21 protein-coding genes and 2 pseudogenes are annotated in these 25,218 nt (G+C 70.1%); 7 read left to right on the top strand and 16 right to left on the bottom strand.

The window, feature by feature from the left end; translation table 11 throughout:
- Positions 1-53: 53 nt before the first annotated feature.
- From rph to ACZ4FV_RS38025, 7 genes are all read right to left on the bottom strand, one after another.
- Positions 54-2,660: a rifamycin-inactivating phosphotransferase gene (rph, locus tag ACZ4FV_RS38055; RefSeq protein ID WP_395859985.1), complete on the bottom strand. Its 2,607-nt coding sequence runs from the start codon at positions 2,658-2,660 to the stop codon at positions 54-56.
- A 406-nt stretch (positions 2,661-3,066) separates the two neighbouring features.
- Complete coding sequence (locus tag ACZ4FV_RS38050) at positions 3,067-3,558, bottom strand: nuclear transport factor 2 family protein (RefSeq protein WP_395859987.1); 492 nt, start codon at positions 3,556-3,558, stop codon at positions 3,067-3,069.
- A gap of 48 nt (positions 3,559-3,606) precedes the next feature.
- The gene (locus ACZ4FV_RS38045; protein ID WP_402239638.1) at positions 3,607-4,251 is read right to left on the bottom strand and encodes a dihydrofolate reductase family protein; all 645 of its coding nucleotides are present in this window, start codon (positions 4,249-4,251) and stop codon (positions 3,607-3,609) included.
- Positions 4,252-4,661: 410 nt separating this feature from the next.
- Entirely contained in the window at positions 4,662-4,967 is a 306-nt protein-coding gene (locus ACZ4FV_RS38040; protein WP_395859990.1) for a PadR family transcriptional regulator, read from the bottom strand.
- Positions 4,968-5,310: 343 nt separating this feature from the next.
- The gene (locus tag ACZ4FV_RS38035) at positions 5,311-6,351 is read right to left on the bottom strand and encodes an ABC transporter permease (protein WP_402239635.1); all 1,041 of its coding nucleotides are present in this window, start codon (positions 6,349-6,351) and stop codon (positions 5,311-5,313) included.
- A complete protein-coding gene (locus tag ACZ4FV_RS38030) occupies positions 6,348-7,895 on the bottom strand; it encodes a sugar ABC transporter ATP-binding protein (protein WP_465325146.1) in 1,548 nt (515 codons plus the stop codon). Before ACZ4FV_RS38030 ends, ACZ4FV_RS38035 begins: the two co-directional genes overlap by 4 nt.
- Positions 7,896-8,024: 129 nt before the next feature.
- Entirely contained in the window at positions 8,025-9,083 is a 1,059-nt protein-coding gene (locus ACZ4FV_RS38025; protein WP_465325144.1) for a substrate-binding domain-containing protein, read from the bottom strand.
- Positions 9,084-9,476: 393 nt separating this feature from the next.
- Between ACZ4FV_RS38025 and ACZ4FV_RS38020 the strand changes: the two genes are divergently transcribed.
- Positions 9,477-10,268 (top strand): DeoR/GlpR family DNA-binding transcription regulator, encoded by a 792-nt coding sequence (locus ACZ4FV_RS38020; RefSeq protein WP_395859997.1) that lies wholly within the window; start codon positions 9,477-9,479, stop codon positions 10,266-10,268.
- Positions 10,269-10,394: 126 nt separating this feature from the next.
- Here ACZ4FV_RS38020 and ACZ4FV_RS38015 read toward each other — a convergent pair whose 3' ends face one another.
- On the bottom strand, positions 10,395-10,610 hold the full coding sequence (locus tag ACZ4FV_RS38015) for a hypothetical protein (RefSeq protein WP_402239627.1): 216 nt from the start codon (positions 10,608-10,610) through the stop codon (positions 10,395-10,397).
- A 305-nt stretch (positions 10,611-10,915) separates the two neighbouring features.
- Here ACZ4FV_RS38015 and ACZ4FV_RS38010 point away from each other — a divergent pair, with 305 nt between their 5' ends.
- Positions 10,916-12,412, top strand: coding sequence for a hypothetical protein (locus ACZ4FV_RS38010; RefSeq protein WP_395860001.1), 1,497 nt, complete (start codon positions 10,916-10,918; stop codon positions 12,410-12,412).
- Between the two features lie 435 nt (positions 12,413-12,847).
- Here the strand turns inward: ACZ4FV_RS38010 and ACZ4FV_RS38005 are convergent, their stop codons facing one another.
- A complete protein-coding gene (locus ACZ4FV_RS38005) occupies positions 12,848-14,002 on the bottom strand; it encodes a saccharopine dehydrogenase family protein (RefSeq protein ID WP_395860003.1) in 1,155 nt (384 codons plus the stop codon).
- Between the two features lie 22 nt (positions 14,003-14,024).
- On the opposite strand from ACZ4FV_RS38005, the gene ACZ4FV_RS38000 reads away from it, so the two are divergent.
- On the top strand, positions 14,025-14,594 hold the full coding sequence (locus ACZ4FV_RS38000; RefSeq protein WP_395860005.1) for a hypothetical protein: 570 nt from the start codon (positions 14,025-14,027) through the stop codon (positions 14,592-14,594).
- 23 nt (positions 14,595-14,617) lie between these two features.
- On the top strand, positions 14,618-15,829 hold the full coding sequence (locus ACZ4FV_RS37995; RefSeq protein ID WP_402239623.1) for a hypothetical protein: 1,212 nt from the start codon (positions 14,618-14,620) through the stop codon (positions 15,827-15,829).
- 707 nt (positions 15,830-16,536) lie between these two features.
- Here ACZ4FV_RS37995 and ACZ4FV_RS37990 read toward each other — a convergent pair.
- The 4 genes from ACZ4FV_RS37990 to ACZ4FV_RS37975 all read right to left on the bottom strand — a co-directional run bounded on the left by ACZ4FV_RS37990 (position 16,537) and on the right by ACZ4FV_RS37975 (position 19,990).
- Positions 16,537-17,418, bottom strand: a complete 882-nt coding sequence (locus ACZ4FV_RS37990) for a helix-turn-helix domain-containing protein (protein ID WP_465325141.1) — start codon at positions 17,416-17,418, stop codon at positions 16,537-16,539.
- A gap of 187 nt (positions 17,419-17,605) precedes the next feature.
- Positions 17,606-18,421 (bottom strand): SDR family NAD(P)-dependent oxidoreductase, encoded by an 816-nt coding sequence (locus tag ACZ4FV_RS37985; protein ID WP_402239619.1) that lies wholly within the window; start codon positions 18,419-18,421, stop codon positions 17,606-17,608.
- Between the two features lie 96 nt (positions 18,422-18,517).
- Positions 18,518-19,381: a helix-turn-helix transcriptional regulator gene (locus ACZ4FV_RS37980; RefSeq protein WP_402239617.1), complete on the bottom strand. Its 864-nt coding sequence runs from the start codon at positions 19,379-19,381 to the stop codon at positions 18,518-18,520.
- Between the two features lie 168 nt (positions 19,382-19,549).
- The gene (locus ACZ4FV_RS37975; protein WP_402239616.1) at positions 19,550-19,990 is read right to left on the bottom strand and encodes a hypothetical protein; all 441 of its coding nucleotides are present in this window, start codon (positions 19,988-19,990) and stop codon (positions 19,550-19,552) included.
- 340 nt (positions 19,991-20,330) lie between these two features.
- On the opposite strand from ACZ4FV_RS37975, the gene ACZ4FV_RS37970 reads away from it, so the two are divergent.
- Positions 20,331-21,698 carry a serine/threonine-protein kinase gene (locus ACZ4FV_RS37970; protein WP_465325139.1) on the top strand — a complete coding sequence of 456 codons (1,368 nt, stop codon included), beginning with the start codon at positions 20,331-20,333 and terminating at the stop codon, positions 21,696-21,698.
- Positions 21,699-21,847: 149 nt separating this feature from the next.
- Positions 21,848-21,971, top strand: a pseudogene (locus tag ACZ4FV_RS37965) (GNAT family N-acetyltransferase); the annotation flags it as partial.
- A gap of 141 nt (positions 21,972-22,112) precedes the next feature.
- On the opposite strand, the gene ACZ4FV_RS37960 reads toward ACZ4FV_RS37965, so the two are convergent.
- Positions 22,113-23,000, bottom strand: coding sequence for an NAD(P)-dependent oxidoreductase (locus ACZ4FV_RS37960; RefSeq protein ID WP_465325137.1), 888 nt, complete (start codon positions 22,998-23,000; stop codon positions 22,113-22,115).
- A gap of 109 nt (positions 23,001-23,109) precedes the next feature.
- Here ACZ4FV_RS37960 and ACZ4FV_RS37955 point away from each other — a divergent pair, with 109 nt between their 5' ends.
- Positions 23,110-23,460, top strand: a complete 351-nt coding sequence (locus ACZ4FV_RS37955; protein ID WP_402239609.1) for a winged helix-turn-helix transcriptional regulator — start codon at positions 23,110-23,112, stop codon at positions 23,458-23,460.
- A 245-nt stretch (positions 23,461-23,705) separates the two neighbouring features.
- Here the strand turns inward: ACZ4FV_RS37955 and ACZ4FV_RS37950 are convergent, their stop codons facing one another.
- Together ACZ4FV_RS37950 and ACZ4FV_RS37945 are read right to left on the bottom strand one after the other, a co-directional pair.
- On the bottom strand, positions 23,706-24,737 hold the full coding sequence (locus ACZ4FV_RS37950; protein WP_465325135.1) for an AraC-like ligand-binding domain-containing protein: 1,032 nt from the start codon (positions 24,735-24,737) through the stop codon (positions 23,706-23,708).
- Between the two features lie 340 nt (positions 24,738-25,077).
- Positions 25,078-25,218, bottom strand: a pseudogene (locus ACZ4FV_RS37945) (YciI family protein); the annotation flags it as partial.

The following is a 25,218-nucleotide window of genomic DNA, read 5'->3' as shown; positions in this document are numbered from 1 at the left end:
ATGGGCAGCGGCGGAGTGGCGTCGATGGCGGACCGCCATCCGCCGACGGTCGATCAAGGCAGGATCTCGACGTAGCCGTCGGTTCCGTGTACCCGGATCCGTTGTCCGTCGCGGATCAGGCGAGTGGCCTGCTCCACACCCACGACGGCGGGCAGGCCGTACTCCCGGGCGATCACCGCGCCGTGGGTCATCAAGCCGCCGACCTCCGTCACCAGTGCGGCGATTCCGAGGAACAGGGGCGACCAACTGGGGTCCGTGAAGGCCGTGACCAGGATGTCGCCCGCTTCGAGATCGGCCTCCGACATGTCATGGATGACGCGGGCCCTCCCCTCGATCGTCCCGGCGGACACCGGCAGGCCGACCAGGGCCCCGGCGGGCACATCCTCACGCCGGTACGCCCCGGTGACGGCCTCGCCCTCCGAGGTGAGCACCCGGGGCGGTGTGAGCGCGTGGTACGACCGGAACGCGTCCTTGCGTTCGCGGACGAGCCGGACGAGCCGGTCATCCAGCCGGTTCGAGCGCGAGACGTCGTGGAACTCCCCGAACGTGAGGTGGAAGACGTCCTCCCGCTCGGGGAGCACGCCGGCCCGCACCAGGCGCTCGGCCTCCGCCAGCAGGGCTTGCTTGTAGACGAAGAAGCGGCAAATGATGTTGTACTTCGGGTACTCGCGGTACCCGATGAAGGTGCGGACCCGGTCGATCATCCGCTTGGCCTCGTCGGCTTTGTGCTCCCCGTCCGGCAGGGCCCGCAAGCGGGACAGCACGTCCCGCTCCTTCTCCCGCGCCTTCCGCAGCCCCTGCTCGAAGCGCCGTTCGGCGGCGCCCGGCTCGAAGTTCCGGACGTTGTCGAGGATCACGGGCACCAGCGCGGTGGGGCGCTCGCGCCAACGCGGCCTGGTGATGTCGATCTCGCCGACGCAGCGCATCCCGTACCGATCGAGGTAGGCCTCGATGGCGTCGCGCGCCTCCCGCCCGCCCGCGAGCTTCGCCAGTTCGTCCAGGAAGCCCTCGTCCTCGACGCCCCGCAGGAACGCCACCACCTCCGGATGCGGGCGGATCACGTCCGCGACGTCGAGCAGCGCCAGTCCCATCTCCGACGTGACGTTGTCGGGAGCGGACAGCGTCAGCGTGTCGGCCGCGTTCTTCTCCCCCAGCCACTCCCGCAACTTGTCGTTGAGCCACCAGGTGGCTTCCATCCCCGCCATGATCACCCGCATGCTCAGCGGGTCACCGAGGACTCGCTTGTGCTCCTGGAAGGCCTCCGCCAGGTAGTCGAACAGCGCCGGTCCGGTCTTCGTCCGGATCTCGCACCTCAGGGTGGCGATGGACGCCCGGCTGCGCTCGATCAACTCGGTGACGATGGCCGGATCGGTCTCGATCGGGGTGGGCGGGTCGCCGGCCGGCGGCCCGCCGGGGCCCGCGTCCGGGAGCAACGGGACGAAGTCGTCGCGGTCCAGGACGGTCGCCAACGCGTCCCCGGTCAGCGGATCGCCCCTACCCACCATCTCCAGGAGGCCGGCGCGGCCCTCGGGCGAGGCCACGGCCCGGGTGACGTCGACGAACAACCTCCCGCCGGCCTCGTGCATCGGCGCCATGGCCATCAGCCGCCACATCGAGAGCCCCAGGGGCTTCATCGGGTCGGTCATCATCTGCTGATGACCGACCGAGACGTAGACGCGATTCTCCTGGTCGCCGATCTCGGGGATGGGGAACAGCGTCGTGATCGGCCGGCTCTGGACGATCCGGAAGTCGTCGTCGTTCAGACACCATTCGATGTCCTGCGGACGGCCGAAGTGCGCCTCGATCCGCCGCCCGAGTCGGACGAGCCGCACGACCTGCGCGTCCGTCAGCGCCGGCTCCTCCTGCCGCCGCACGTCGACCGCCACTTCCCGCGTACCGCCGGCCGACAGGGCCTGCACGGCACGCTGTTTGGCGGCGATCGTCCTGGCGACGACTTCGCCGTCCCGCACCTTGAACACGTCAGGGTTCACCAGGCCGGAGACCAGGGCCTCGCCGAGGCCGAAGCCGGCGTCCACGGTGGAGACCTTCCGGTTGCCCGTGACGGGGTCGGCCGTGAACAGGATGCCCGACGCGTGCGGAAAGACCATCCGCTGCACGACCACGGCCATGTGGACCGTGCGGTGGTCGATGTCGTTGCGCCGGCGGTAGGTCACGGCCCGTTCGGTGAACAGCGAAGCCCAGCACCGGCTGACGTGCCGGAGGATCGCCGTCGGACCCACGACGTTGAGGTACGTGTCCTGCTGGCCCGCGAAGGAGGCCGTGGGCAAGTCCTCCGCCGTCGCGCTCGATCGCACGGCGTAGGCGGCCTGTTCGCCGAATCGCGCGAGCGCGCCGGTGATCGCCGTCGCGAGATCGCTCGGGACGGTGATCCCTTCGATGGTCCGCCGGATCTCCGCGCTCAGTGTACGGATCGCCTCCCGGTCGTCCGGGTCCACGCGTGACAGCAGATCGAGCCGATCCTCGATCGACGGCGCCTGCGCCATGATCCGGCGGAAGGCGTCCGTCGTCACGCAAAAGCCGGTCGGCACGCGGATGCCCTCGATCCGCGACAGTCCGCCCAGGTGTGCGCCCTTGCCGCCGACGACCGCGACCTGCGTCTCGTCGATCTCTTGCAGGTCCAACACGTACTGCTCGATCATTGCCATCCCTCCGAGGCAGCCACCGTGCCCCATTGCCCCGCATCGGCCGGTCGGATCACCGGCTCGTCCGGCTCTGTCGAACCGCTTGTCGGGCACGTCCTCATCGGTGGTTGTTCTCTCCGACGAGTCCCGCCCGCGATCACTTGGCGAGGTCCACCGTCGGACGGACGTCACCGCATCCCCGGAGGGCGACGGCAACCCACCTGTGTCGTGCCCATTTCCGCAGGTGGTGGCCTCGGTCGAGGATTCTGCGGCACCACCGGGGCCTTGCCGCAAGTCCCCCTGTGCGCTATAACTTGGGAGAGGCAAGGAGAGCGATTTCCTTGCCTTTCGTCTTTTGTCGCAACGGACAGGCTCACGGGATAACGACGACCCGTGTCGCCGACGAGAGTTCCGGCCGCCGCGTTCACGTACCGGGTTTGATCTCCGTGCCCTGTGCGGAAAGCAGGCGCCATCCGCCGGTGTGGCGAACCGAGAAGACGTGGGTGTAGCGGCTTGCGGCAGTGAAGGACGAACCGTCGGTCCGCGTGAAGTCCATGCTCGTCCGGCCGACGATGACACCCACATCGCCGATGCGCCGAACGACGGCCTCGTCCGGGAAGGACCGCACGGCCGGGAATCGCACGGCGCCGGAAACGACGGCTTCCAGCAGCACGGCCTTGGTGACCGAAACACCGTCGCCGACGCCGACGAGGATGAAATCGTCGGTCGTTGGTTCGTCCAGGCGCGCACCGTCCGCGGCGACCAGCGCCCGGAAGAAGTCCTGATCGCACTCGATCAGCGCGGCGCGGTCGGCCGGGTTCGCCGTGGTGGTCATCGACGTGGTTTCCGTTCTCCTCGTTGGCGATGGCAATCGCTCGAGGACGCTACGCCTTGACGTCGGCGTCAACGCCAACACGACAGCCGTGTTCCCGAAGGCCGCGAGGTCACCCGGCGAGGGGCGGCTTCAGTCCTCGCGCCCGACACCTCGATCGGGTGCGCTCATGTCCCCGGTCCCGGGCGTGCCGTCGGCGAGCCCGTAGCGCAGGTACACGGTGCCCTGCGGACCGGCCGCCGGCGGTTCGAGGAGGGTGAGGTTCGTGGGCACCGCGCCGGCGTCGAACACCTTCTTCCCGACGCCCAGCACGATTGGATGCACCCAGAGGTCGAGACGGTCGAAGAGCTTCTCGCGCAGGAGGCTCTGCACCAGGTTCAGGCTCCCGACGACCTTCACGTGCTCGTGCCGGCCCCGGATCTCGCGTACCGCGTCGGCGAGATCCGGACCGAGTTGCGTGGACCCGGCCCACGAGAGGTCGGGCCTGCCGCGGGAGGCCACGTACTTCGGGACGCTGTTGAAGAGCGTGGCGATCTCGTTGTCCTCGCCGCCCTCCTGGTGCGGCCAGTAGGCGGCGAAGATGTCATACGTCCGCCGGCCGAGCAGCAGGGCATCCGTGCCCTCGTACGCGGCACCGATCTGCGCCCCGGCGACCTCGTCCAGCAGGGGCGCCTGCCAGCCGCCGAACGGGAACCCCACCGGGTCCTCGTCGGGGCCGCCGGGCGACTGCCCGACCAGGTCGAGGGTTGCGAACATCTCGATGTGGATGAGTCCCATGTCCTGCTCCCGATGAGTCGGTTGTCTCGGTGGGGAGGTAGACCTGTGGGAGTCGGCAGACTCATCGCCGCGACGGCACCGGCTCCGTATAAGTCTCCCGAAGCGCCCGGGCGCGGTGCGCTGCCTCCGTCCACCGGCGCGAACGGCGCACGGACGTTCCCCACCCACGATAGATCACGGGCCGCGTCCCAACGCGGTGGCTGCCCTGTGCCCGCGTTACTGCGGGTCACCGGCGCGATACGGCGGTGGGAGCGGCCGGCCCTCTCCCCCGGCTCGTTCTGCCGGCACCGGCCGGCGGTCCGAGTCGGGGTCAGGGTCAAGGTGAGGGTGAGGGTGAGCCCGGGCAGCCCGGCATCCGACCCCGGTGCGTCGTATCGCCGACCGACCGACCGCTTCGCGACCGGCGCGAACTACTCGACCGGCGCCTGGGATCGGCCGGGTCGACCGGCGGGCAACACCTCACGAATCGCCTCGGCGAGCGCCCGCCGCTCCTCGGCCAATTCCGTCCGCGTCGCCTCGGATGCCCGGTACATCCGCCGAGCGCGTCCCGCGATCTCGCGACGCTCGGCGATCAGCACGCCGTCCGCCTCCATCCGGCGCAGCAGCGGATTCACCGTGGCGAAGGTGACCTCGAAGTCGTGTTCGGCCAGGTCCGCGAGCATCCACGCACTGTGGAACTCCCGTTCGACCGCCCGGTCGATGATGTGTCGCCGCATTGCGCTCCGCCCAGACCTACCCACCACGGTCCCTTCTCCCCCGAGGCCATGCGGCCTGCCTGCGTCCCCGTCCGAGCACACCGGCCTCAGTCAACAGGCTCGAACCGGGCCGATCTGCCACCTCACGCTGAACGCAATGAGAACAGTGGGTAACCGACGATCCGATCCGCCGGCGGGCGCCGACGCGATGTCGAAGTACGCGGACGGGGTGCGGGAGGCGGCCCGCGTCGTTGCTACTCCGTGTCACCGGATCCGATGTCGACGCCGCCCCACGCCTGGGCCGGCCCCCGTGGCGACTCCTGCTCCCGCCCGTGGACCACCCTGCGAGCGGCAACGTCGGTGCCTATGTGGGCAATCCGACGGCGCGTTCCCCGTTGCGCCGTTGTTGGACGACGACGGCGACGACGAGGAGCGCCCCTTGGGCGACGTTTTGCCAGAAGGAGTTGACTCCGACGACGTTGAGGCCGTTTTCGAGGGCGCCGAGGAGGAAGACGGCGAGGAGTGTGCCGCCGATGCCGCCCTTGCCGCCCTTGAGGGCGCAGCCGCCGAGTGCGGCCGCGGTGATGGCCTTGAGTTCCAGTCCTTCGCTGCCGGAGGTCGGCTGGCCGGAACCGGTGCGCGCGGTCAGGATGACTCCGGCGATCGCCGCGACGACGCCGGCGAGGGCGTACACGGCCACCAGGTACTTGTTGATGTTGATGCCGGCTAGGCGGGCCGCGGTGTCGTTGCCGCCGATGGCGTAGATGTTGCGGCCGATGTCGGTGTACTTGAGCAGGACGTGCACGGCCACGGCGACCACGAACAACGTCCAGATCTGGACGGACAGTCCGAGGATCTTGCCGCGGGCGACGAAGATGAAGAAGTCGTCGCCGAGCACGTAGCCCTGTGCGCGGCCGCCCGCCAGCAGTTGGGCGACACCCTTGTACGCGGCGAGGGTGGCCAGCGTGGCGATGACGGGGTTGACCCGCCCGTACACGATGACGATGCCGTTGACCACGCCCGCCGCGATGCCGACGCCGACCGCGGCGAGAACGCCCAGGGCCGCGTTGCCGTCGGTCGAGGTGAACGCCATGGCGCTGACGACGGACGCGATGCCCGCCTGCGAGCCGACCGAGATGTCGAGCGCGCCGCAGATGATGACGACGGTCTGTACGACCGCGAGCAGGCCGGTCACCGCGACCGTGTCGCCGATCACGGTCATGTTGGCGGTGGTGAGGTAGCCGTCGTCGAGCCAGGCGAACGTGCCGACGACGACGATGAGCGCACCGATGAGGCTGGTGTTCTGCGCGCCGACGGCCGTGGCGACGCGTCGGGGCCACGCCCGGGCGTGGCCGCCGGTGGTGGTGGCGGGCATCGGCGGCGGCGCGTTGGTCGTGGTGGTCATGACGGGTTCCCCTGGGTCGGTTCGGCGAGGTCGTATGCCATGGCGAGGGCGAGGATGCTCTCCTCGTCGGCGTCCGCGCGGTCGAGTTCGCCGGTGATCCCGCCGTTTTGCATCACGACGATGCGATCCGCGAGACCGAGCACCTCGGGCAGTTCGGAGGAGATGACGAGGATGGCGACACCGGCCCCGGCCAACTCGTCGATGAGACGGTAGATTTCCGCCTTGGCACCGATGTCGATGCCGCGGGTGGGTTCGTCCAGGATCAGGATCTTGGGTCGACGAGCGAGCCAGCGGGCCAGGACGACCTTTTGCTGGTTGCCGCCGGACAGCTTGCGCACCTCGTGGTCGATGGAGGGGGTGCGCACTTCGAGGCGGTCGACGAACTCCTGCGCGAGGCTTCGTTCGCGACGCGAGCTGACGAATCGAAAGCGACGCAGGCGGTCGAGGACCGCGACGCTGATGTTGTGCCGGACCGAGCCGGTCATGAACAGCGCCTGGGCCTTGCGTTCCTCGGGTGCGTACCCGATGCCCGCCCGAACGGCGTCCCGGGGAATGCGCAGCCGGAGCGGCCGACCCTCGACGCGTACCTCGCCGGAGCGGATCGGCAGGTCTCCCACGAGGGCGGCGGCCAGTTCGGATCGCCCGGCGCCGACCAGACCGGCCAGGGCAACGACCTCGCCCTCGCGTACCTCCAGGTTCACGTTCGACACGTGTTCGCTGGTGAGGTCGCGGACGTCCAGGACGACGCGGTCGCGCGCGCTGCGTCTGCGGGCGAACAGGGCCGACAGGTCGCGGCCGACCATGAGGCGTACGACCTCGCCCTCGTCTGTGCGCGAGGCGTCGCGTACGCCGGCGAGTTCGCCGTCGCGCAGGACGGCGATGCGGTCCGCGAGTCGGAAGATCTCCTGCATGCGGTGCGAGACGTAGATGATGGCGAGACCCTGGTCGCGGAGTCGCCGGATGAGGTCGAAGAGCGCGTCCACCTCGTGTTCGGACAGCGACGAGGTCGGTTCGTCGAAGGCCAGGACGGTGGCCTCGGTGGTCAGCGCGCGCAGGATTTCAACGAGTTGGCGCTGCGCGGGCGAGAGTTGGGAACCGAGCGCCTCGGGGGCGATGGCGTGTGCGAATCCCAGGCGTTCGAGGTCGGCGCGCATGCGCCGGTACAGCGTGCCTCGGTCGAGCATGCGGCCCGTCTTGCGCGGCAGCGCGCCGATGTAGACGTTCTCGGCCACGCTGACGTGCGGGACGATCTCGGGCTCCTGCGCGATCACGCGGATCCCGTGCCTGCGGGCGTCGGCGGGGCTGTGGAGTTCGCGTGGTGTGCCGGCGACGAGGACGCGGCCGTCGCCGGGTCGATGGTCGCCGTTGATGATCCGGATCAGGGTGGACTTCCCGGCGCCGTTCTCCCCCATCAGCGCGGTGACGGTGCCGCGGGGGAAGTCCAGCGTGATGCCGCGCAGTGCGTGGACTCCGGCGAAGTCCTTGTGGATGTTCTCGACGGCGAGCGCGGGGCCCGGGAGGTCGAGGGGTGGGCTTTTCGTCATGACTGGACCTCGAGGGCGTTCGGGAGGTCGCGGCGACCCGTGTGGGCGCCCGGGTCGCCGCGACTCGTGCCGGGCGGTGCCGTCAGGGGTGGCGGCGGGCTGGTCGACGCGGCCGCGAGCCGAACCGGGTCACGTGCACTTGAGGCCGGATTGTTGCCAGTTCGACGGGTCGACCATCTTGGTGGTCGCGAACGCCTCGGCGGGGAAGGGCTTGCCGTTCCTGAGCCGATCGACCATGGTCTGCACGGCGAGGCCGCCGACCTCGTGGCCATTGATGAACAACGCGGCCTTCATTCCGCTCGGCTTGCCGGAACCCCAGTCCTTGCACGCCAGATAGGCGCCCAGTCCGACGCCGATCACGTCCTCGGATCCATAGCCGCCGTTCTGCAGCGCGGTGACCGCGCCACTGACGTTCTCGTCGTTGCAACCCCACACGATCCAGTGCTTCACCGATCGGTTGCCGCTCACCGTGGCCGCCGTCTTGTTCTGCGCGTCGGGCGGCGTGTTGTCGGTGCCGACCTTGAGCACCTTGACGTCCGCGCCGGTCGCTTGTTTGAACGCCTCGTGGGCGGCCTCGACCCGATCGGTGCAGACCGTCACGTCCTGCTTCCAGGCGGCGATGATCGCGGTGTCGGCCGGAGTCCAGCCCGCCTTCTTGAATTCCTCGGCCGCTCGCCGGCCCACCTGCGTGCCCATCTGGGGACCGCTGAAGCCCACGCGCGGAACCAGCTTGTCCTTGGCGCATTTGGTCGGATCGGCCCCGCCGACGCAGATCTGGTCGTCGGACGCGAGCAGCGGTGCGCCGCCCCGCGTGGCGATGTCGACGACCTGCGGTCCCACCGCGGGGTCGGGCACGACGATCACGATCCCGTTGTACTTCTGCGCCATTGCCGCCTGAACCTCGCTGACGGCCTTGTTGGTGTCGTTTCCGAGGTTGACGACCTTGAGGTCGACCCCGAGGTCCTTGGCCTTCGCGCGCGCGCCGTCCGCCTCGTCCACGAAGTACTGCTGGTCACCTTGCTTCTGCAAATAGGCGATCTTGATGGTGCCGGATAAGGAAACCGGTGGGCCCGAGGGCGATCCGGACTTGTTCTCGTCCTTGCCGGACGAACAGGCCGTGAGCGCCACGGCGAATGCGAACGCCGCCACCATCGCGGCCCTCCGCCGGGTGCGTCTGTGGTGCGTCATGGTCAGCCCCTGTGAATGTCGGCGGTCCGGGAGAACCGCGCATGTTCGATGGTCGATGCGTCCACATGCCCGGCCGTCATGCTTCGCTCCCCTCGACGGAAGCGCTCCGACCTGCCGAAACGGGAGATTCTCGAGGTGAACTCCTCTTGCGCTCGGAAAAGTCGATCTTGCAATCGAACATGAAGGCGCGGTATTCACTCGTAATGCGACTCACATATCTAGCAGTTCCAACATTAACCAACAAGACTCGGTTTGGTAAATACTCTTGCCGCGGCCTCCACCCGACAGGAAAGGGTGCGCACAAAGGATCTTTCCGATAGGCAGAGCGCGGCGCGGGAAACGAACACTGCTATGTTGGAATATGTTGGTTACCTACGGGCGGGAGGATCGGCAATGCTGGCACGTCAGCGACAAAACACGATCTTGGAAATGGTCGCCGATCAGGGTTCCGTCCGCGTCGCGACGCTGGTGCGGAAATTCGGGGTCTCGGACATGACCATTCGACGCGACCTCGAAGTACTGGCCGCGCAGGGTCTGATCGTCAAAGTGCACGGCGGCGCCACGTCGAGGGACGGCAGCTCGACCGAGGAACCGGGCTTCGTGACCAAGTCCGGGCTGCAGGCCGCGGAGAAGGAGGCGATAGCCCGGCGTGCGGCGGCAATGGTCGCGCCGAACAGCGCCATCGCGTTGTCGGCTGGGACGACGACCTGGACACTGGCGCGGCAACTCGTCGACGTTCCGGGGCTCACGGTGGTCACCAACTCGATTCCGGTCGCGGACGTGTTCCACCAATCCGGCCGATCCGATCAGACCGTGGTGATCGTGGGTGGCGTGCGCACGCCGTCGGACGCGCTGGTGGGTCCCGTCGCGGTCGCGGCGTTACGCAGCCTCAACGTCGACATGCTCATGCTGGGCGTCCACGGCATCAGCCCGCGCGTCGGATTCACCACGCCCAACCTGCTGGAGGCGGAGACCAATCACGCCCTCGTGCGAGCCGCCCGCCGTCTGGTCGTGGTCGCCGACCACACCAAGTGGGGCCTGATCGGGATCAGCACGATCGCCCGACTCGGCGACGCGGACACGCTGATCATGGACACGGGCCTGCCCCAGGAAGCACGCGAGCAACTGAACGAACACATCGAAGAACTCGTCGTGGTCGATCCCGTGGATCCGGCCGCCTCCTGACGGACCATCACCGCACGAATCCGGGCCCGAACCTCGGCGCGAACGACGGAGTCGGGGTGTCCAACCCCGGTCGTCAAGAACGGAGTTGGACACCCTCGCGATGCCGTCCGCGGGCGACGGGCGGTGTCAGCGACGTAGCGCGATCCGGTACTGCTGCGTGGCGGCGGGCAGACCGTCCGTACCGTTTGGCCTTGGCCCACTCCCGGACGAGGAACGAGCCGAACTGTGGTCGGCGTTCTTCCTGCCGGTGATCAGGTCGGCGACGCCGGCGGCGGCCTTGTCGGGCAGGCCGGCGGTCAACGTCGTCGCGGGTCGCCACATCACCACGGGGATCGTCCTCAACGGCCGACTCCTGCAAGGCGCCCATGGAGCCGCCGGCGAGATCGGCGTCCTCCCGGAGTCACGCCGGCGGAGCGCCCTCGACGCCATGGCCGCGGGGCCGCGGGGCCACCATTCGCGCGGCAGCGGCCGGCGACACCGATGCCGGACCAGGGGCGAAGAGCTCGCCGAACACCTGGCCGTATCGGATCAACGCATCTTGTCCCGTAGGGAGTTGATGTGCTGTCAGAATTGTCGACGCCGCCGCCCGCCGCGACCTCGTCTCGTCGTGGCGTCGAGCGCGCGGCGGGGGATTGGGGGGTGCGGCAATGACCGAGCACACGATCGGTGGGGCAGACGGTACTCCACCCGAACGGCCCGCGAACGAGGCGGAACTGAAGCCCGCGTTGCACGCGGTGCTGCGGGGCCAGGCGAACAGCGCCATGCAGAAGTGGAAGGACAACGCCAACCAGCAGGTGGACGCGCAACTCGCGCACCTCGCCGACCCGGTGCGCCGGGCGCTGTGGAAGGCCCAGATGGTCGCGCTCATCGACCACTTGGCGCTGGGGGTGTTCGAGGACCTGAAGGTCCACTTCGAAGCTTCCGTCGAGGACGCCCTCGAGGAACTGCTGTCGGTCCGGCACGACGACATCATGAGCGCCGACGTGACCGGCGCACGACTCAAGACCGCCACCAGGGACCGGCTCGGAGCGTTCACCTCGCCCACCAAGCTGATGATCGGCCTCCTGGCCGCGCTGCCGGGCGCGAACGCCAAGCTGGCGGCGTTCGCCCAGCGCTCGACCACCGTCGAACTGCACCGCACGACCACGCTGGCCTCGTACACCGCGGCGTTCGACGACCTCGCCACGATCGTCGCCGATGCGGACGCCGCCCTACTGGACATCGGCTCGTTCCAGCTCACCGTGATCCTCGAACCGCTCACCGCCCCGTTGGTCAAGCACCGCAACGTCGCCCTGCCCCTGCTCCAGGTCACCACGGTCCACCTCGGCGCGCAGATCGACGTGCAACTCGGCACGTCCTACACGCTCTCCGAGGACCAGCAGAAGCAGCGGATCACCAACGTGTGCGCCGCGCCGATCAGCGCGGTCGTCACGGCAAGCCTGAATCTGTCCGGCAGCGTGAGCCTGGTACGGCCCGAGGTCGTCGGCCGGTTCACGTGCCTGTCCACGATGGGGACACTCGCACTGGAGGCGTGCACCTCGATGGTCACGTTCTACGGCAAGCCGTGGCTGGTGTGCATCGCGGGCCTGGAGCCGGAGGAGATCGCGCAGGTCCTCGCGCACTGCCGGAACAACACGATCCTCGCCGCGCTCAAGAAGCGAATGCCGGCGAAGTCGACCGCGCTCGAACTGTCCAAGGCGGTCAACGTACTCGCGTGGCGCGGCGTCGACTGGGATGTCGTGTGCGCCACGATCAACAAGCTCGGCTACACGGAGATCCAGCTTCCCGGCGGGGTCACCGCGCTGACCTGGATCCCCATCCACGAGTCGTGGGTTCCGCGGGCGTTCTGCACCGCGAGCATGGAAACCGACCTGGTCTGTCTGAAACACATGAAAGAGGAGACCGGGAAGACGCCCTCGATCGTCAAGCTCACGAAGTACTTCACCGAACTGGTGGCCGCCTGCGTCGAGGCGTGCGCGCAGTGGCGCCAGGCAGGGCGCCCGGCGGACTTCGACCTGGTGGTACAGCCGCCGCAGGGCGTGGCCGTGTGGAAGATCCGCGTCCGCAAGCTGTACGGCAACCCCCAGGTGTTCCACGTCGACAGCGGGTATGCCAAATCCCCATGGGTGAAGCACCCGAACTGACCCTCCCCCGAAGGCCGGTGCGAACGCCCCACGGCGATCCGCACCGGCCCTCCCCACGCCACGACACAACCGCCGCCGCGCATGTCGACGCGCCGAGTTCGCCCTTTCCCGACCTGCGCCCAACGGTCGTCCGACCCGGTGCCGTCCCAGAACCAACCGGTGAACATCTCACCGGGGTTGGCCAACATCCCGTTCCCCGGTACGGGGGCGTCCAACCACGTCTCGAAATCCCGCCGTGCCCTCGGTATACGCGTGGCCGGCAGGAAACTCTCCGACACCGTGCCTCCGAAGTCCTCAGCCAACCCCGAGGCGGAAACTACACGCGGCCGACGACACGAACGACCGCGCCCCGAACCACCGCCACCCTCTTCGTCGATGGGCGCGCGAGGCTCCCGCCCCCACAGGGGCTCCGCACGGACCCACCGCGTCCGTGCGCTACGGCACCGCGCCAACCAGGCCGCGAGAAAGGGAATGTGGGTGCCAGTCGTCGTCCGACGAGGTCCACAGACGTATGTCACGTTCCAGGAGCGCCGCGTACAACTCGCCTGGCGGCAGCCAACTGTCCAAGGGGACGGCTCCGGCGGCCTTCAATCGGCCGGTGAGGAGCCTCTCCACCGCGATTCCCGCGAGCAGGGCGGGCATGCGACCGCCGTGCCGACGCGCGGTCATGCCCACGCGGCGGGTCACCGTACGGCCGTCCCGATCGCCGGCGACCTCGACCATGAACGCCCCCGCCTCATCGCCCGCGCGCCCGGCGAGCCAGGACAATCCGCGGACCACCGACGTCCACTCCTGCGGACGACGGGGCCTGCCCGTCCGTGCCCTGACCACCGCGAATGCCCCCAAGGCCCGGTTCAGCATGGGGAATTCGCTACCTGCCTTGAAGCTGACCGTGCGCGCCCCGAACAGGTCCGGCAGCACGTCCAGATCGGCCATCTCGTACACCTGATGAACCAGTCGTCTGCCGATCGGCGGCGGGAATCGCACCCACTCCGGCTCCGACCAACCGTGCACCACCGTCGGTACACCACCTCGCGGGGCCTCGAAACGCAGCCCCGCACCGTGCAGCATGGCCGCGAACATCGCCGGTCCCCGGTGACGCCGAGTGTCCGGCGCCGCGGCGCAGCGGATGGCGTCGACCCGTTGAAGGCCCCGCACCATGTCTGCCACCAGCAACGCCTGAAGCCCCGGGACCACCGACGCCCCGATCAGTACCGGAACCGAAGCCGACCGCGCCGCCGCGAGCGCGCCGCGCCGGAACGCCCGGTCCTCGCTGATGTCGACGTACGGAACACCCGCGGCAAGCGCGGCCCGCAATGGCCCCCAGGGAGGCGTGCCATCCGGCTCCATCGACTGGAAGGGCCCGGCGCAGTGCACCACGGCCGCGGCACCCTCCACGATCCGGGCCAGACTCCGTACGTCCGCGTGGTCCGCGATCGCCCAGTCGACGCGCGGCGAATCGAAAGCCTCGGCCGGCCGGCGCCGGGCGACCACGGTCACCGCGACGTGCGGCTGACGCAGCAGGTCATCCACAACATACCGGCCGTAAAAGCCGGTTCCCCCCACGACGACCACCCGCTGTTCCCCCATGCACGGGACACTAACACCGCGGTTGACCTGGTTGGATGCCGCTGCGCCCCCCGCCGCCGAATCCGACCCTCCCACCGATGCCGCGTCGGCGTCTGCACGGACGTTCGCCGCCGCAGGCGTCCACAACATCGCCTGGGGCTGCCACGCCGCGATCGACCCTCAGTGGCTCTTCCGCTTCGCGGACATGCCGCCGCAGGAACACCCGCAGATCTTCGCGACCCTCGGCATGGTGCTCGGCCTCTACGGCATGCTCTACCTCGACGTCGCGCTGCGCCCCGAGCACGGCTTCCTCGTCGCGGCCGTCGGATTCGTCGGCAAGATCCTCGGACCGCTCGGCTGGTTGTGGCTGTACGCCTCGGGCCAATGGCCGTCGGCGTCCGGCATCATCCTCGTCACCAACGACCTGATCCGGTGGCTTCCCTTCGCCTGCTACCTGCGCGACTCCTGGCCGCACTGGGCGGCCCAATGGCGCGAACCACGGCCCCCGGCCGAGCAGCGGTCACCCGGAGTCCCGGCCGAGGACGCTCCGCCGGGACCGAGTGAGGGTGGCGGAAACGCACGTGCGGCTCGCTCGGTCGGGTGGCTAGCCTGACGCCGTCCGTCGAGGGGGAACGCATGAGCGAGTGGGCCACGCTGCTGAGTCGCGCGCCGCGCCGGGTGATGGTGCCGGTGCTGGAACGGTGCGGCGCGGAGATCCGGCGCGGCGTCCTCGGTGGAGCCGCCACCCCGGATCCCCGCGTTGTCGACGCGGTGATCGCGCACGGATCGCCCGCGTCGCGCCACCTGCTCGCCGAGAATCCGGCCGTCGCGCCGCGGACCCTGCGCCGACTGGCCGACCACGCCGACGGCCCACTGGCCTGGCGCCTGGCCGTCCATCCCCGCATCGATCGAGATCTGATGGTGCGCGTGATGGCGATCGCCGACCCGGGCCGAGCCGTGCTCGACAGCTCTCCGTACGACCGCACGGTGGCGGAACGGTACGCGCTCGTCGAATCGGTGAATCCCGAACACATCGTGCACGGCCTGCGCGGGCTGATCGTGCGCGGTTGCCCTCCCACCGCCCGATCCGTCGCATTTCGCGCCGCCCACAATCTGCTGGGCGCACTGGGCCCGAAAGCCGGCCGTGCGCTGTTCACGAGGCATGGACCGCTCATGGACGATGCCGATCGGGACGTGGTGACACGTGCGTTCGCCCATCGCGACGGTCCGGCCATCCTCGACCGGCTCAGCGTCTTCAAAGCCCGGCGGCAGATTCTCGTCCGGCGGTTGCACAACCTCGACGTCGGCCTGCCCGACGGGCACTACTACTACGCCGCGTACATCCACCCCTCGGAAATGCATCTGCTGCTGCTGTCCCCGCGAGCGACGCTGGAATGGGACGAGGTACTGCGCGCCGACGAGGCGCGGCCGTGGGGACCGGTCGGCGCCCTCACCCTCGCCGATCAGCCCGGTTGCCCCGACGAACTCCGGTCCCGCGCGGAGGCGGTCCGGTTCGACCTGCGGACGACAGGAACCCCCGATGCCGATCGCGCCATCGGTCCGTGGTGGCATCGGGTCCCGCCGGGTGCGCGGGTGACACCGCGGGGGTCGGTGCCCGCGGCGCCGCCCCGGTCGCAGGCCCTCCACTCCCTCGGGCCCGCGACCTCGGACGCCTACGATCGCACGTTGCGCGCACTCACCGACGAGTTCCTCGCCGATCACGTCGACGCGTGGGTCGTGGCGTTGCGGATGCTTCCCGAATTCCAGGGCAGCATGATCGAGTTGCTGGAGACGGCCGGTCGCTCGGCGGGTGGCCCGGTGTCGCGGACCCGCCGATCACAGGCGTGACCTCGCGGTGCAGGGCCGGGTGTTCGGGTCCGCCCGTGACCGCCGGGAGTCGGGCTCGGCCGGAATCGGCGGGTCGCTCGAGTCTTCGGAAGCCTCCGCAGCGGTCGATGACGGAGCATCGGCACGCCGAATCGGGTGAATCCGTGGCCCGGCCCCGGCGCGGCTCCGGACAGCCGGCCGGCCGGGCGACACCGTGGGTCGTGTCGCGGAGTGTTCGCGTGTGGGCCCGAACGACCCCGTCGACACGTCGCGGCCGGCCGCCCCACCCCTCGGGCGCCGGCCGCGCCCTACGCGCGACACCGCGCACGTCGTCGTAACCGAACGCGGCCAGGCGCCAGACGACGGCCGGAGATGCGGTCGAAGTCGCTGTCGCGTCGTAGCTGCGCAAGATCCGATTCCTTTCGTTCGCTGCCGCACGCTCCCGCGAACGGACCATCCTGCGGTACCGCGACCGCCGTGTCGCGGTTGGCCCGACGCCGCGACCCGAGCGAACACCCGACGCGTCCGGGTCCGTCGGCGAATGTGATGGTGCGGCGACGAGGTGCCGTATGACTCCGTCCGAAACCAGCGACGCGTCCGGCCCGGGAACATGCGCCGAATTGCCGATCACCGGTGGGATCTTGCGGTGCACCCTTGCCGATCACCCGTCGGACCCGCGATACACCCTTGCCGACGACCCATCACATCCCCCATCCACCAGTGCCCGATCACCGATCGGTATTGCGGTACACCGAGGGCCGGACGCCGACCCGACTCAGGAAAGCCGCGGACAGCGCTCCGGGACTCGCGAAACCGCAACGCTCGGCGATCTGTCCGATGGTGAGGGTGCCGTCGGCCGGCAACTGCCGCGCTCGCTCGATCCGCAGCCGGGTGAGGAACCGATGCGGTGTCTCGCCGGTCGCCTCCCGGAAGACGCGGATGAAGTGGTAGACGCTCAGGTGTGCTTCGGCGGCGATGTCGGCCGGCGTCAGCGGCTCGGCCATCCGGTCGCGCATGACGGCGACGCCCACCCGGACCGCCGCGTGTTCGGGGCCCGGCAGGCGTTCCTGCCGGCCCCGGGTCAGCAGGTGCGCAGCCAGGAACGCGGCGGCCGATTCCGCATACAGATCGTTCGCACCGCCGGCGGCGGGCAGCGCGCGCAAGAGATGTTCGACAACCGGATCGCCCGCACCCGCCGCAGCCGCCGGCGCTTCGAAGTCCGGGTCCGCACCGCCCAGGTGGGCGGCGGCTCGATCGACGGTCGCAGACGGGATGTGCACCTGGATGGTGCGCATGGCGGACGTCGTCCGGTAGGTGCGTACGCTCGACCGACCGGGAACCACGAGTTCCAGATTGCCGGGAAGCAGGCGACTGCGGATCGCTCTCCCGTCGGACTGTGTCCGCATGACCGCGTCGCCGGCCACACAGAGCACCAGATGCAGGTCGCAGACACCGGGCAGCCGAAGCTGATCGACCTCGGGCGCATGGTCGAAGCACTGCACGAGCAGCGAACGCCAGCCCGCCTCACTCCAACTGCAATAAGTGCGCCGCACGGCGGATACGTCGGAGTCTGCGTACGGTGCCAGATCGAAGTCAGGCGAATCGAACACGAGACAACCCTGGCCTCGCACCTTCGCCGACCACGGCCCGAGCGCAGGGATGGAGGCGGGGAACGAGGCGCCCGGCCAATCGATCCCGCGGGATGCCGCGCGAAGGGCCGGCACGGCAACCCTGCGGGGACGCTGCGGGCAAGGTCGGATTCGCGGCCCCGCCCTGGTTGCGAAATTCCCTCGGCGGTCAGAGGAGTTGGGCGGGGGTGGCGGCGGTGAGGCCGCCGTCGACGACGATGTCCTGGCCGTTGATGTAGGACGCTTCGTCGGAGAGCAGGAAGGCCACCGCCGCGGCGATGTCGTCCGAGGTGCCCACGCGGCCTGCGGCGACCACCGCGCCGACGCCGGCCCGCGCCTCGTCGGAGGCCTCGGCGCGGTACGCCGGGGTGTCGGTGTAGCCGGGGCTCACCGAATTGACCCGGATGCGGCGCGGCGCCAGTTCGGCGGCCAGGGTCGGGGCCAGGCTGTGCGCCGCGGCTTTGGTGGCCGTGTAGAGCGCGGTGTTGGGGACCCCGTGGTGCACGGCGAAGGACGCGTTGATCAGGATCGCGCCCCCGTCGGCAAGCAGCGGAAGCGCCTTCTGCACGGTGAAGAACGCCGCCTTGAAGTTGCCGTCGACGACGCGCGTGAACTCGGCTTCGGTAACCTCGCCGACGGGCTGGAAGGCCCCGATCCCCGCGTTGGCGAACACCGCGTCGAGGCGGCCGTGGCGTTCCCGGATCGCGGCGAACAAGGCGTCCAGGTCGCACGGGTCGGTCGCGTCGCCGGAGATGCCGAGGACGCGGTCGCCGCGGTCCGCAGGGGCGTCGGCAATTGCGGAAGCGGGGGTGGCGGCGACGGAGAGGTCGGCGACGGTGCTGTCGAGGCGGACCTTGTCGCGTCCGGTGACGATCACCCGGGCACCCTCGTCGAGGAGCCTGCGGGCGGCCTCCAGGCCCATGCCGCTGGTGCCGCCGGTGACGAGGACGATCTTGCCGCCGAAGCGGGTGCTGTTGTGCGTCATGGATCCAGCGTGCGGGGCCGGCTCGCGGCTATACAGTGCGCGTTTATCGTGGGTGTGGCACCACCAGGATGATCCGCGCGCTCCGCCCGAGGAAGGTCAGGCCGGGGTGGCGAGCCGCAGGTGGCGCAGGGTTGCGAGGCGGGCTTCGGTGTCCGTGCCGGGCCGCGGGTTGTACAGGACGACGTTCCAGTACGGATGGTCGGCGACGGTCAGCGTCGTCGCGTCGAAGTGCAGGTCCCCGGCCTCCGGGTGCCGCAGCGCGTTCACGGCCTGGGCGGGGGCGCCGACTTCGTGCCCGGCCCACAGCTCGGCGAACTCGGGGCTGGCGTCGCGAAGTCCGTCGACCACCCGTGCGAACGCGGAGTCGCCCGGCGCGTGGGCCGCGTCGGCGCGGTACGCGGCCACCACGGCGGGCGCTCCTGCCGCCCACAGGTCGGGGATCGCGCGGTAGCGGGGACTGGTGAAGTACGTGACGAGACAGTTACGGGCGGTGCCGTCGAAGTCGAAGACCGCGCGTGCCGGGTCGTTGAAGGCCAGGACGTTCCAGGAGCGGTCGCGCAGCACCGCGGGCCGCGGGGCCCACGCGTCCAGCAACTGCCGGATTTCGGCTGTCACCTCGGCCGCGGGCTCGCCGCCGGCGGGCGGCGGGTTGAGGCCGGCGAGCAGATAGAGGTGAACGCGCTCCGGATCGCTCAGCCGCAGCGCACCGGCGATCGCGTCGAGCACCTCGGTCGAGACGGAGATGTCACGGCCCTGTTCGAGCCACGTGTACCAGGACACCCCTACCCCGGCCAGCACCGCCACCTCCTCGCGGCGCAGCCCCGGGGTACGACGTCGGCCCGCGGGGGGCAATCCGACGTCGCCCGGTGTGAGCCGCGCCCGGCGATCCCGCAGAAAGTCCCGGAGCGCTTCGCGGCGTTGTTCCGAGGAGCCGCCGGAAGTCGACGAAGTGCTGGTCATCCCCCCACTCTGCCACTTCCCGGGTGCTCGGACCCCGGCCGGGCCCGCCCGGCGCAGGCGGCTGAGGACGGTCCGGTGGAGGGCCGCGTCGGCTCGGCGGTCGCCGGCCCCGTTGAGCCTGCGGCGCCGGGTCTTTGCGGAGGACGCCTCGATCGGGCCGGCCCGAACCTACCCGGCGGTAGCCTCTCGGTCGGTGTGGTCCGCGGGGCCGGCCGGATCGGATCGGAGGCGAGCGAGCATCGCGTCGACCGCCTTGCGTCCGGCCATCCGGAACGAGCCCTTGTGCGAGTCGACCATGTGCAGCCTGACCTCGGTGATCGTGAGCGCCCCCACCAGGCGCTCGTCCGGGTACCGCAGCGCCCACTCCTCCTCGATCCCGGCGACGAACGCGGTCAGATACGCAACCGGCAGCGCGTCGCCGACGATGCGTACCTCGGGATCCAACTCGACCCACAGCGAGTCGTCTCCCCAGCCGGTGGTCGGCGCGAAGTCGAAGGTCACGAAGGCGAAGTCGGACGGACAGGAGGTCTGCCGCACATACCCGACCCGGACGCCGCGCAGGGTGCGCGCAGAAGGACACTGCGGAGGGACGGGCACGACATCGGTCATGCCGACATGTTAGGAACACACGTACGAGTGACGTCACAACGGTGCACCGGCCCCACCTGTGCGCCCACGCCCCGCGCCCCAGCCCGGGCTGATGGCACGTCACCATCGGGCCGAGTCGCACGACCGTCCTCACCGACACCGGCGAGCCACGGTCGCGGCAAAAGCACCCAAAGCCACACATGGCGGCGGACGATGTCGGATGCCGCATGCACGTGCCGTAGCAGCATGGATGCCCCGTGCGTGCGCATGGAGTTGTGGGCATGCGGGTCGCGCATCGGTATGGGGGGACGAAGAGTGGGTAGGGACCCGGGCGTTGTCGGGACCTATCCGGGGAGATTGCATGACGGCATTGCCGCGCCGAATACGGCGTCCCCCTCCGCGTAGCGGCGGCATCCTCGACGGTCGCTATCGCCTGGGGCAATTGCTGGGCGCGGGCGGTACCGCCGACGTCTTCCGGGCCGTCGATCTGCGACTGCGGCGGGAGGTCGCGGTCAAGGTCTTCCGACCCGGCGTGTGTGCGATGACAGCGGAACGGTTCTGCCAGGAGGCGGTGTTGCTGGGCAGGTTGTCGCATCCTGCCCTCGTCACGGTGCACGATGTCGGCTGGCACGAGAGTTGCACGTATGTGGTGATGCGCCTGATCAAGGGTGTCACCCTGCGGGAACACATCCTGGACGGCCCCCTGACCGGCGCCCGGGTTGCCAGGCTCGGCGCACGACTGGCCTCGGCATTGGAATACGTGCACGCGGCCGGCATCGTGCATCGGGACGTGAAGCCGTCCAACGTCCTGATCGGCCCCGGCGACGCCCCGTATCTGGCTGACTTCGGAATCTCGCGCCTCGTCGACGAACCCACCCGCTCCACGCCCGGCACGATCGTCGGCACCATCCCTTACCTCGCGCCCGAGCAGATCCTCGGACAGGGCTCCGGGCCCGCGTGCGACATCCACGCCCTCGGCCTGGTCCTGCTGGAGGCGCTGAAGGGCGAACGCGAATACCCGGGCACCTCCCTCGAGGCCGCCGTGGCTCGCTCGCTGCGCTCGCCGCACATCCCTTCCTACGTGCCTGGCGAACTCGCGTCCGCGATCGGGGCGATGACGCGAGCCGATCCCGCCGCCAGGCCCGGCGCCGCCGAGTGCGTCCGCCTGCTCGACGCCGCCGCGTCATCGTCCGGACCCACGTCCGGCGCGCCGCGCACACCGGTCGTCGCGAACGGCCACGCTGCCCTCACCGAGGTCCTTCCGTCGACGTCGGCCTCGGCCTCGGTCTCGGTCTCACCGTCGGCCGCATCAGGTACGGGGACGGCGCAGCGGAGACGACGTCACCTGACGACCGCGGGTCTGGTGGCCGGCATCATCCTGAGCGCGACCGTGGCGACCGTGGCGGTCCTGAACGACCACAGCGCCTCGGACGCGGACAACAGCCGTCCCGCGCCGACCACCGCGCCCCTCCCGCCTTCGACGCAGGCCCCCGCCCCACCCACCGTCCCCCCGACGACAACCTCCGTCCCGACGTCCTCGGCAGCACCCACGCTCGCGACCGCTCTCCCTCCGCCCCGTGGCACAACCCGCCCCGTCGACAATCAGGTCTCCTCACCCGCCGGCGACGAGTCCCCGACCCGAGGCTCGACCAAGAAGCCGAAAGGCGAAACCAAGCCAAAGGACAAAAGAAACAAATCCGGTACATCCCCCGATATTCCGGAGAAGTAGACCGGCAGCCACCCGCACCCGTTCCGGAGAACGACCGGAGACCCAGGTCCTTCACCGCCCTCACCGCCCTCACCGCCCTCACCGCCCTCACCGCCCTCACCGCCCTCACCGATCACGGCGAACACGGCGAACGGCTGGGAGAGTTCTAAACGTTCAACGACCGCGCGATGCGCCTCGCGGCGAAGCTGGGGTTCACCCGGGGTGGAGCGGTTCGAGGAGTACGGCGCCGAACAATGGTTCGGCGTGTACTCCTCGCTCACGCCATCCGATTGAGCCCCTCCTCCACACGCAAGTACACAAGCCGGCCCACGTGGTCGTCGAACTCGCCGAGGTGGCCGAGGGCCGGGAGGTCCTACGCCTTGGGATCGCACGCGCCGGACACCGTCAAGCCCACGGCGCTCCGTCGGACATGGCTCAGCGACGCCCCAGGATCTCCGTGACCCGGGTGAACCCGTCGCTGCCGTGGCCCAGTCCGATGGCGCGGCGGGCCATGCCCTCGGCCGCGCGCATCACGCCGGCGTCGATGCCGTGTGCCTCCGAGGCGTGCACGATGTGCGCCATGGACGCTGCCGCCGACGTGATCGGGTTGCCCTCGCCGGAGTAGGTACCGTCGTCCACCTCCTCCGCGGACTGCTCGATGATCGCGGGCAGGATCGCCCCGATGCCCTTGGCGAACGGCGCCAGTTCCCGCGCGCCGATGCCCTCCGCCTTCGCCAGTGCGAGGGCGTGCGCGTAGCCGGCCATCGCGGTCCAGAAGATGTCGAGTAGCGCGACGTCGTACGCCGCCGCCCGGCCGATGTCCTCGCCGAGGTGGGTGTGGGTGCCGCCCAGTGCGTCCAGTACCGGCCGGTGCTCGCGGTAGAGGTCCACCGGTCCGCTGTAGATGAACACCCCCGCCGGCGTTCCGATGGTCGTGGTCGGCGTCATGATCGCCCCGTCCAGGTACCGGACGCCCCGCTCGGCCGCCCATGCGGCGGTATCGCGGGCCCTGTCCGGCGTGTCGGCGGTCAGGTTCGCCACCGTGTGCCCCTTCAGCGCGTCGGCCACTTCGGCGCGGCGCAGTACGGCATCCGCCGCGTCGTAGTCGACCACGCAGACCACGGTCAGCGCACTTGCCGCGACCGCCTCCTCGGGCGACCCGGCACCGATCGCGCCGCGCGCGACCAGGTCGTGTTCCCGGCCCGGCGTCCGGTTCCAGACCGTGGTCCGCAGCCCGGCGTCGACGAACGCGCCGGCCAGGCTTCGCCCCATCGGACCCAGACCGAGCACGGTGACGGCAGACTGTTCGGTGTGTGAGGACATGATTCGACTCCCGTGAAACAAGCGGAACAGATGGAATAGCGGGACAAACGGAGCGTGTGGAAATGTCGACGGACGACGATCGACCGACGACAGGGAATGGAGGGGCGAGATGACGCGCAGTCGGGCCCGGGACACGAACGTCTGCGGAGTGACGGCCGCGATCGCGGTGATCGACGGCAAGTGGAAGACCGCGCTGCTGTGGGCCATGGAGTTCGGCCCGCAGCGCCCCGGAGAACTGCGTCGGCGACTGCCGGGCCTGAGCGAGAAGGTGCTGACTCAGGCGCTGCGCGAGATGGAGGACGACGGGATCGTGCGCCGTGAGGTGTACGACGTGCTGCCGTTGAAGACCCTGTACTCGCTGACCGACTTCGGCCGCGACCTCGCCGACGCGCTCGCTCCCCTGTCCGACTGGGGGCACCGCCGCCTGGAGCGGCTCGCCGGCACCCAGCCGGTCTCGTGATCCATCCGTCACCCCACGTCTCGCCCGCTTCGGCGGCCTCTCGACCGCCCGCAACCAGCCTCTCCTCGCCGCCGCCCGCCGCCAAGTACCCACAAAAAAGTGGGTACCGGGCGGCTCGCGGACGCAGCGCCGACGTCCGTTCGCTCGTGGGATCGGCGACGCCGGCGAGGCGTCCCGGGCACCCTCCGGGAGGTGGCTGCGGGAAAGGCGATCCACTCCGTGGACGCGGCCGCGTGCGCCGGTGGTCAGCAGGGAGCGCGCGGGTCGTCTGCGTCCCGCGCCTGGGTGCGGACCTCTTGGGGTGTGGTGTCGTACAGGGCGCGGAAGGCCCGGCTGAGGTCGCCGGGACGGAGCCCCCAGCGCACGGCGGTCTCACCGATGGTGCGATGCCGTAGTGCCGGGTCGGCCAGGTCGGCGTGGCAGCGTTCCAGGCGGCGGCGCCGGATCGTCGAGGCCACGGACTCCGGTTCGTCGCGGAAGAGTTCGTGGAGGGCACGCACGGAGATGTGGTGATGGGCGGCGATCGCGGCGGGCCGCAGTGCGGGGTCGGCCAGATGGTGGTCGATGAACACGCGCACGCGAGCGAGCAGCGCCGCCTTTCGGGTGGCGGCGGGCAGGGTGCCATGGGCGTCGAGAACGGCCGCGAGCACGGTCGAGGCGAGGTCGACGCCGATGGCACCCAGGCGGGCCAGGTGTCCGGGAGAACTGCCGCGCGCGGCTCGGGGCAGTTGCGCGAGGTAGGAGGCGAGCAACGAAGCCGGTCCGGTGCGGGTGCAGACGGGTTCGCCGAGCAGCCGGTCGGCACGGCCGCCCGCGAGCGGGAGGGTGCCGCGCGGCAGGCGCATCAGCGTCAGCCGGGTCCGGCGGCCGGCGTCGGTGAAGTCGCAGTCGAGCGGGTGGGAGGTGGAGAACAGCGTCATACCGCCTGCCTCCAGACAGGCGGTACGACGGCTCTGCTCCAATCGGATCGGGGTACCGCGCACCAGCACCAGGTAGTAGCACTCGGGATCGTGGCGGCGGATCTGCACCGCGGAGCGGCGCGCCGTCATCGGCGAGAAGCCGAAGGCCGTCACCTGCGTGTGCGGCGCCTCCACCGCTTGCGCGGCGCCGGAAAACCGGGCCGAGTGCGCGCTGCGAATGGACACGGGCATGACCTGCCGGCCGACCATCTCCGCCCACCAACCGAACCGGTCCGGCGCCGGGACGCCGTCGGTGCTCACCACCGAAGACCCCGCCGTGCCGGGAACCTGCCACGAAGCTTCCTCATGGACGGTCATCCGGCGATCCTGCCGCACGGGACGAAGACCCGGAAGAACCTTTCAGGCCCATGAAACACCGCGCGTGGAGCAGGACCACCGCACACGCAACCCGCGCAATCCCGACACCATCCATTCCATGCGCCATTCCATGCGAGCGGAGCGCCCGGTCGGCACCCGCCGGCGTAAACGTGCCGGTAGCACCGTCGCCCAATGGCCCCCGGACAACGCCCACTTCGCAGTCACCCCGGTGCCTCGTCGATGTGGTTCGGCGTCCCGGGCCGCCGCGAAGTCGGCTCCGGCGGACGGGGATCGCGAGCAACCGGGGGCCCGCGCAGCGGTGCCCGGTCCAGGGGCGGGGTCACTCCGTGACGGTCGGGTGCGTGCCCAGGAACGGGCGCACTTCGAGCCATTCGTGGATCGGGCGCCCGCCCGCCCCGGGGGCGGCCGACAACTCCCCGGCCAGTTCGACGGCGCGCTCGTAGCTCTCGACGTCGATCAC

It is taken from the genome of Embleya sp. NPDC025285 (assembly GCF_055558835.1).
Note: the sequence above shows the minus strand (reverse complement) of the source record. Positions and strands in the feature narration are given on the sequence as shown.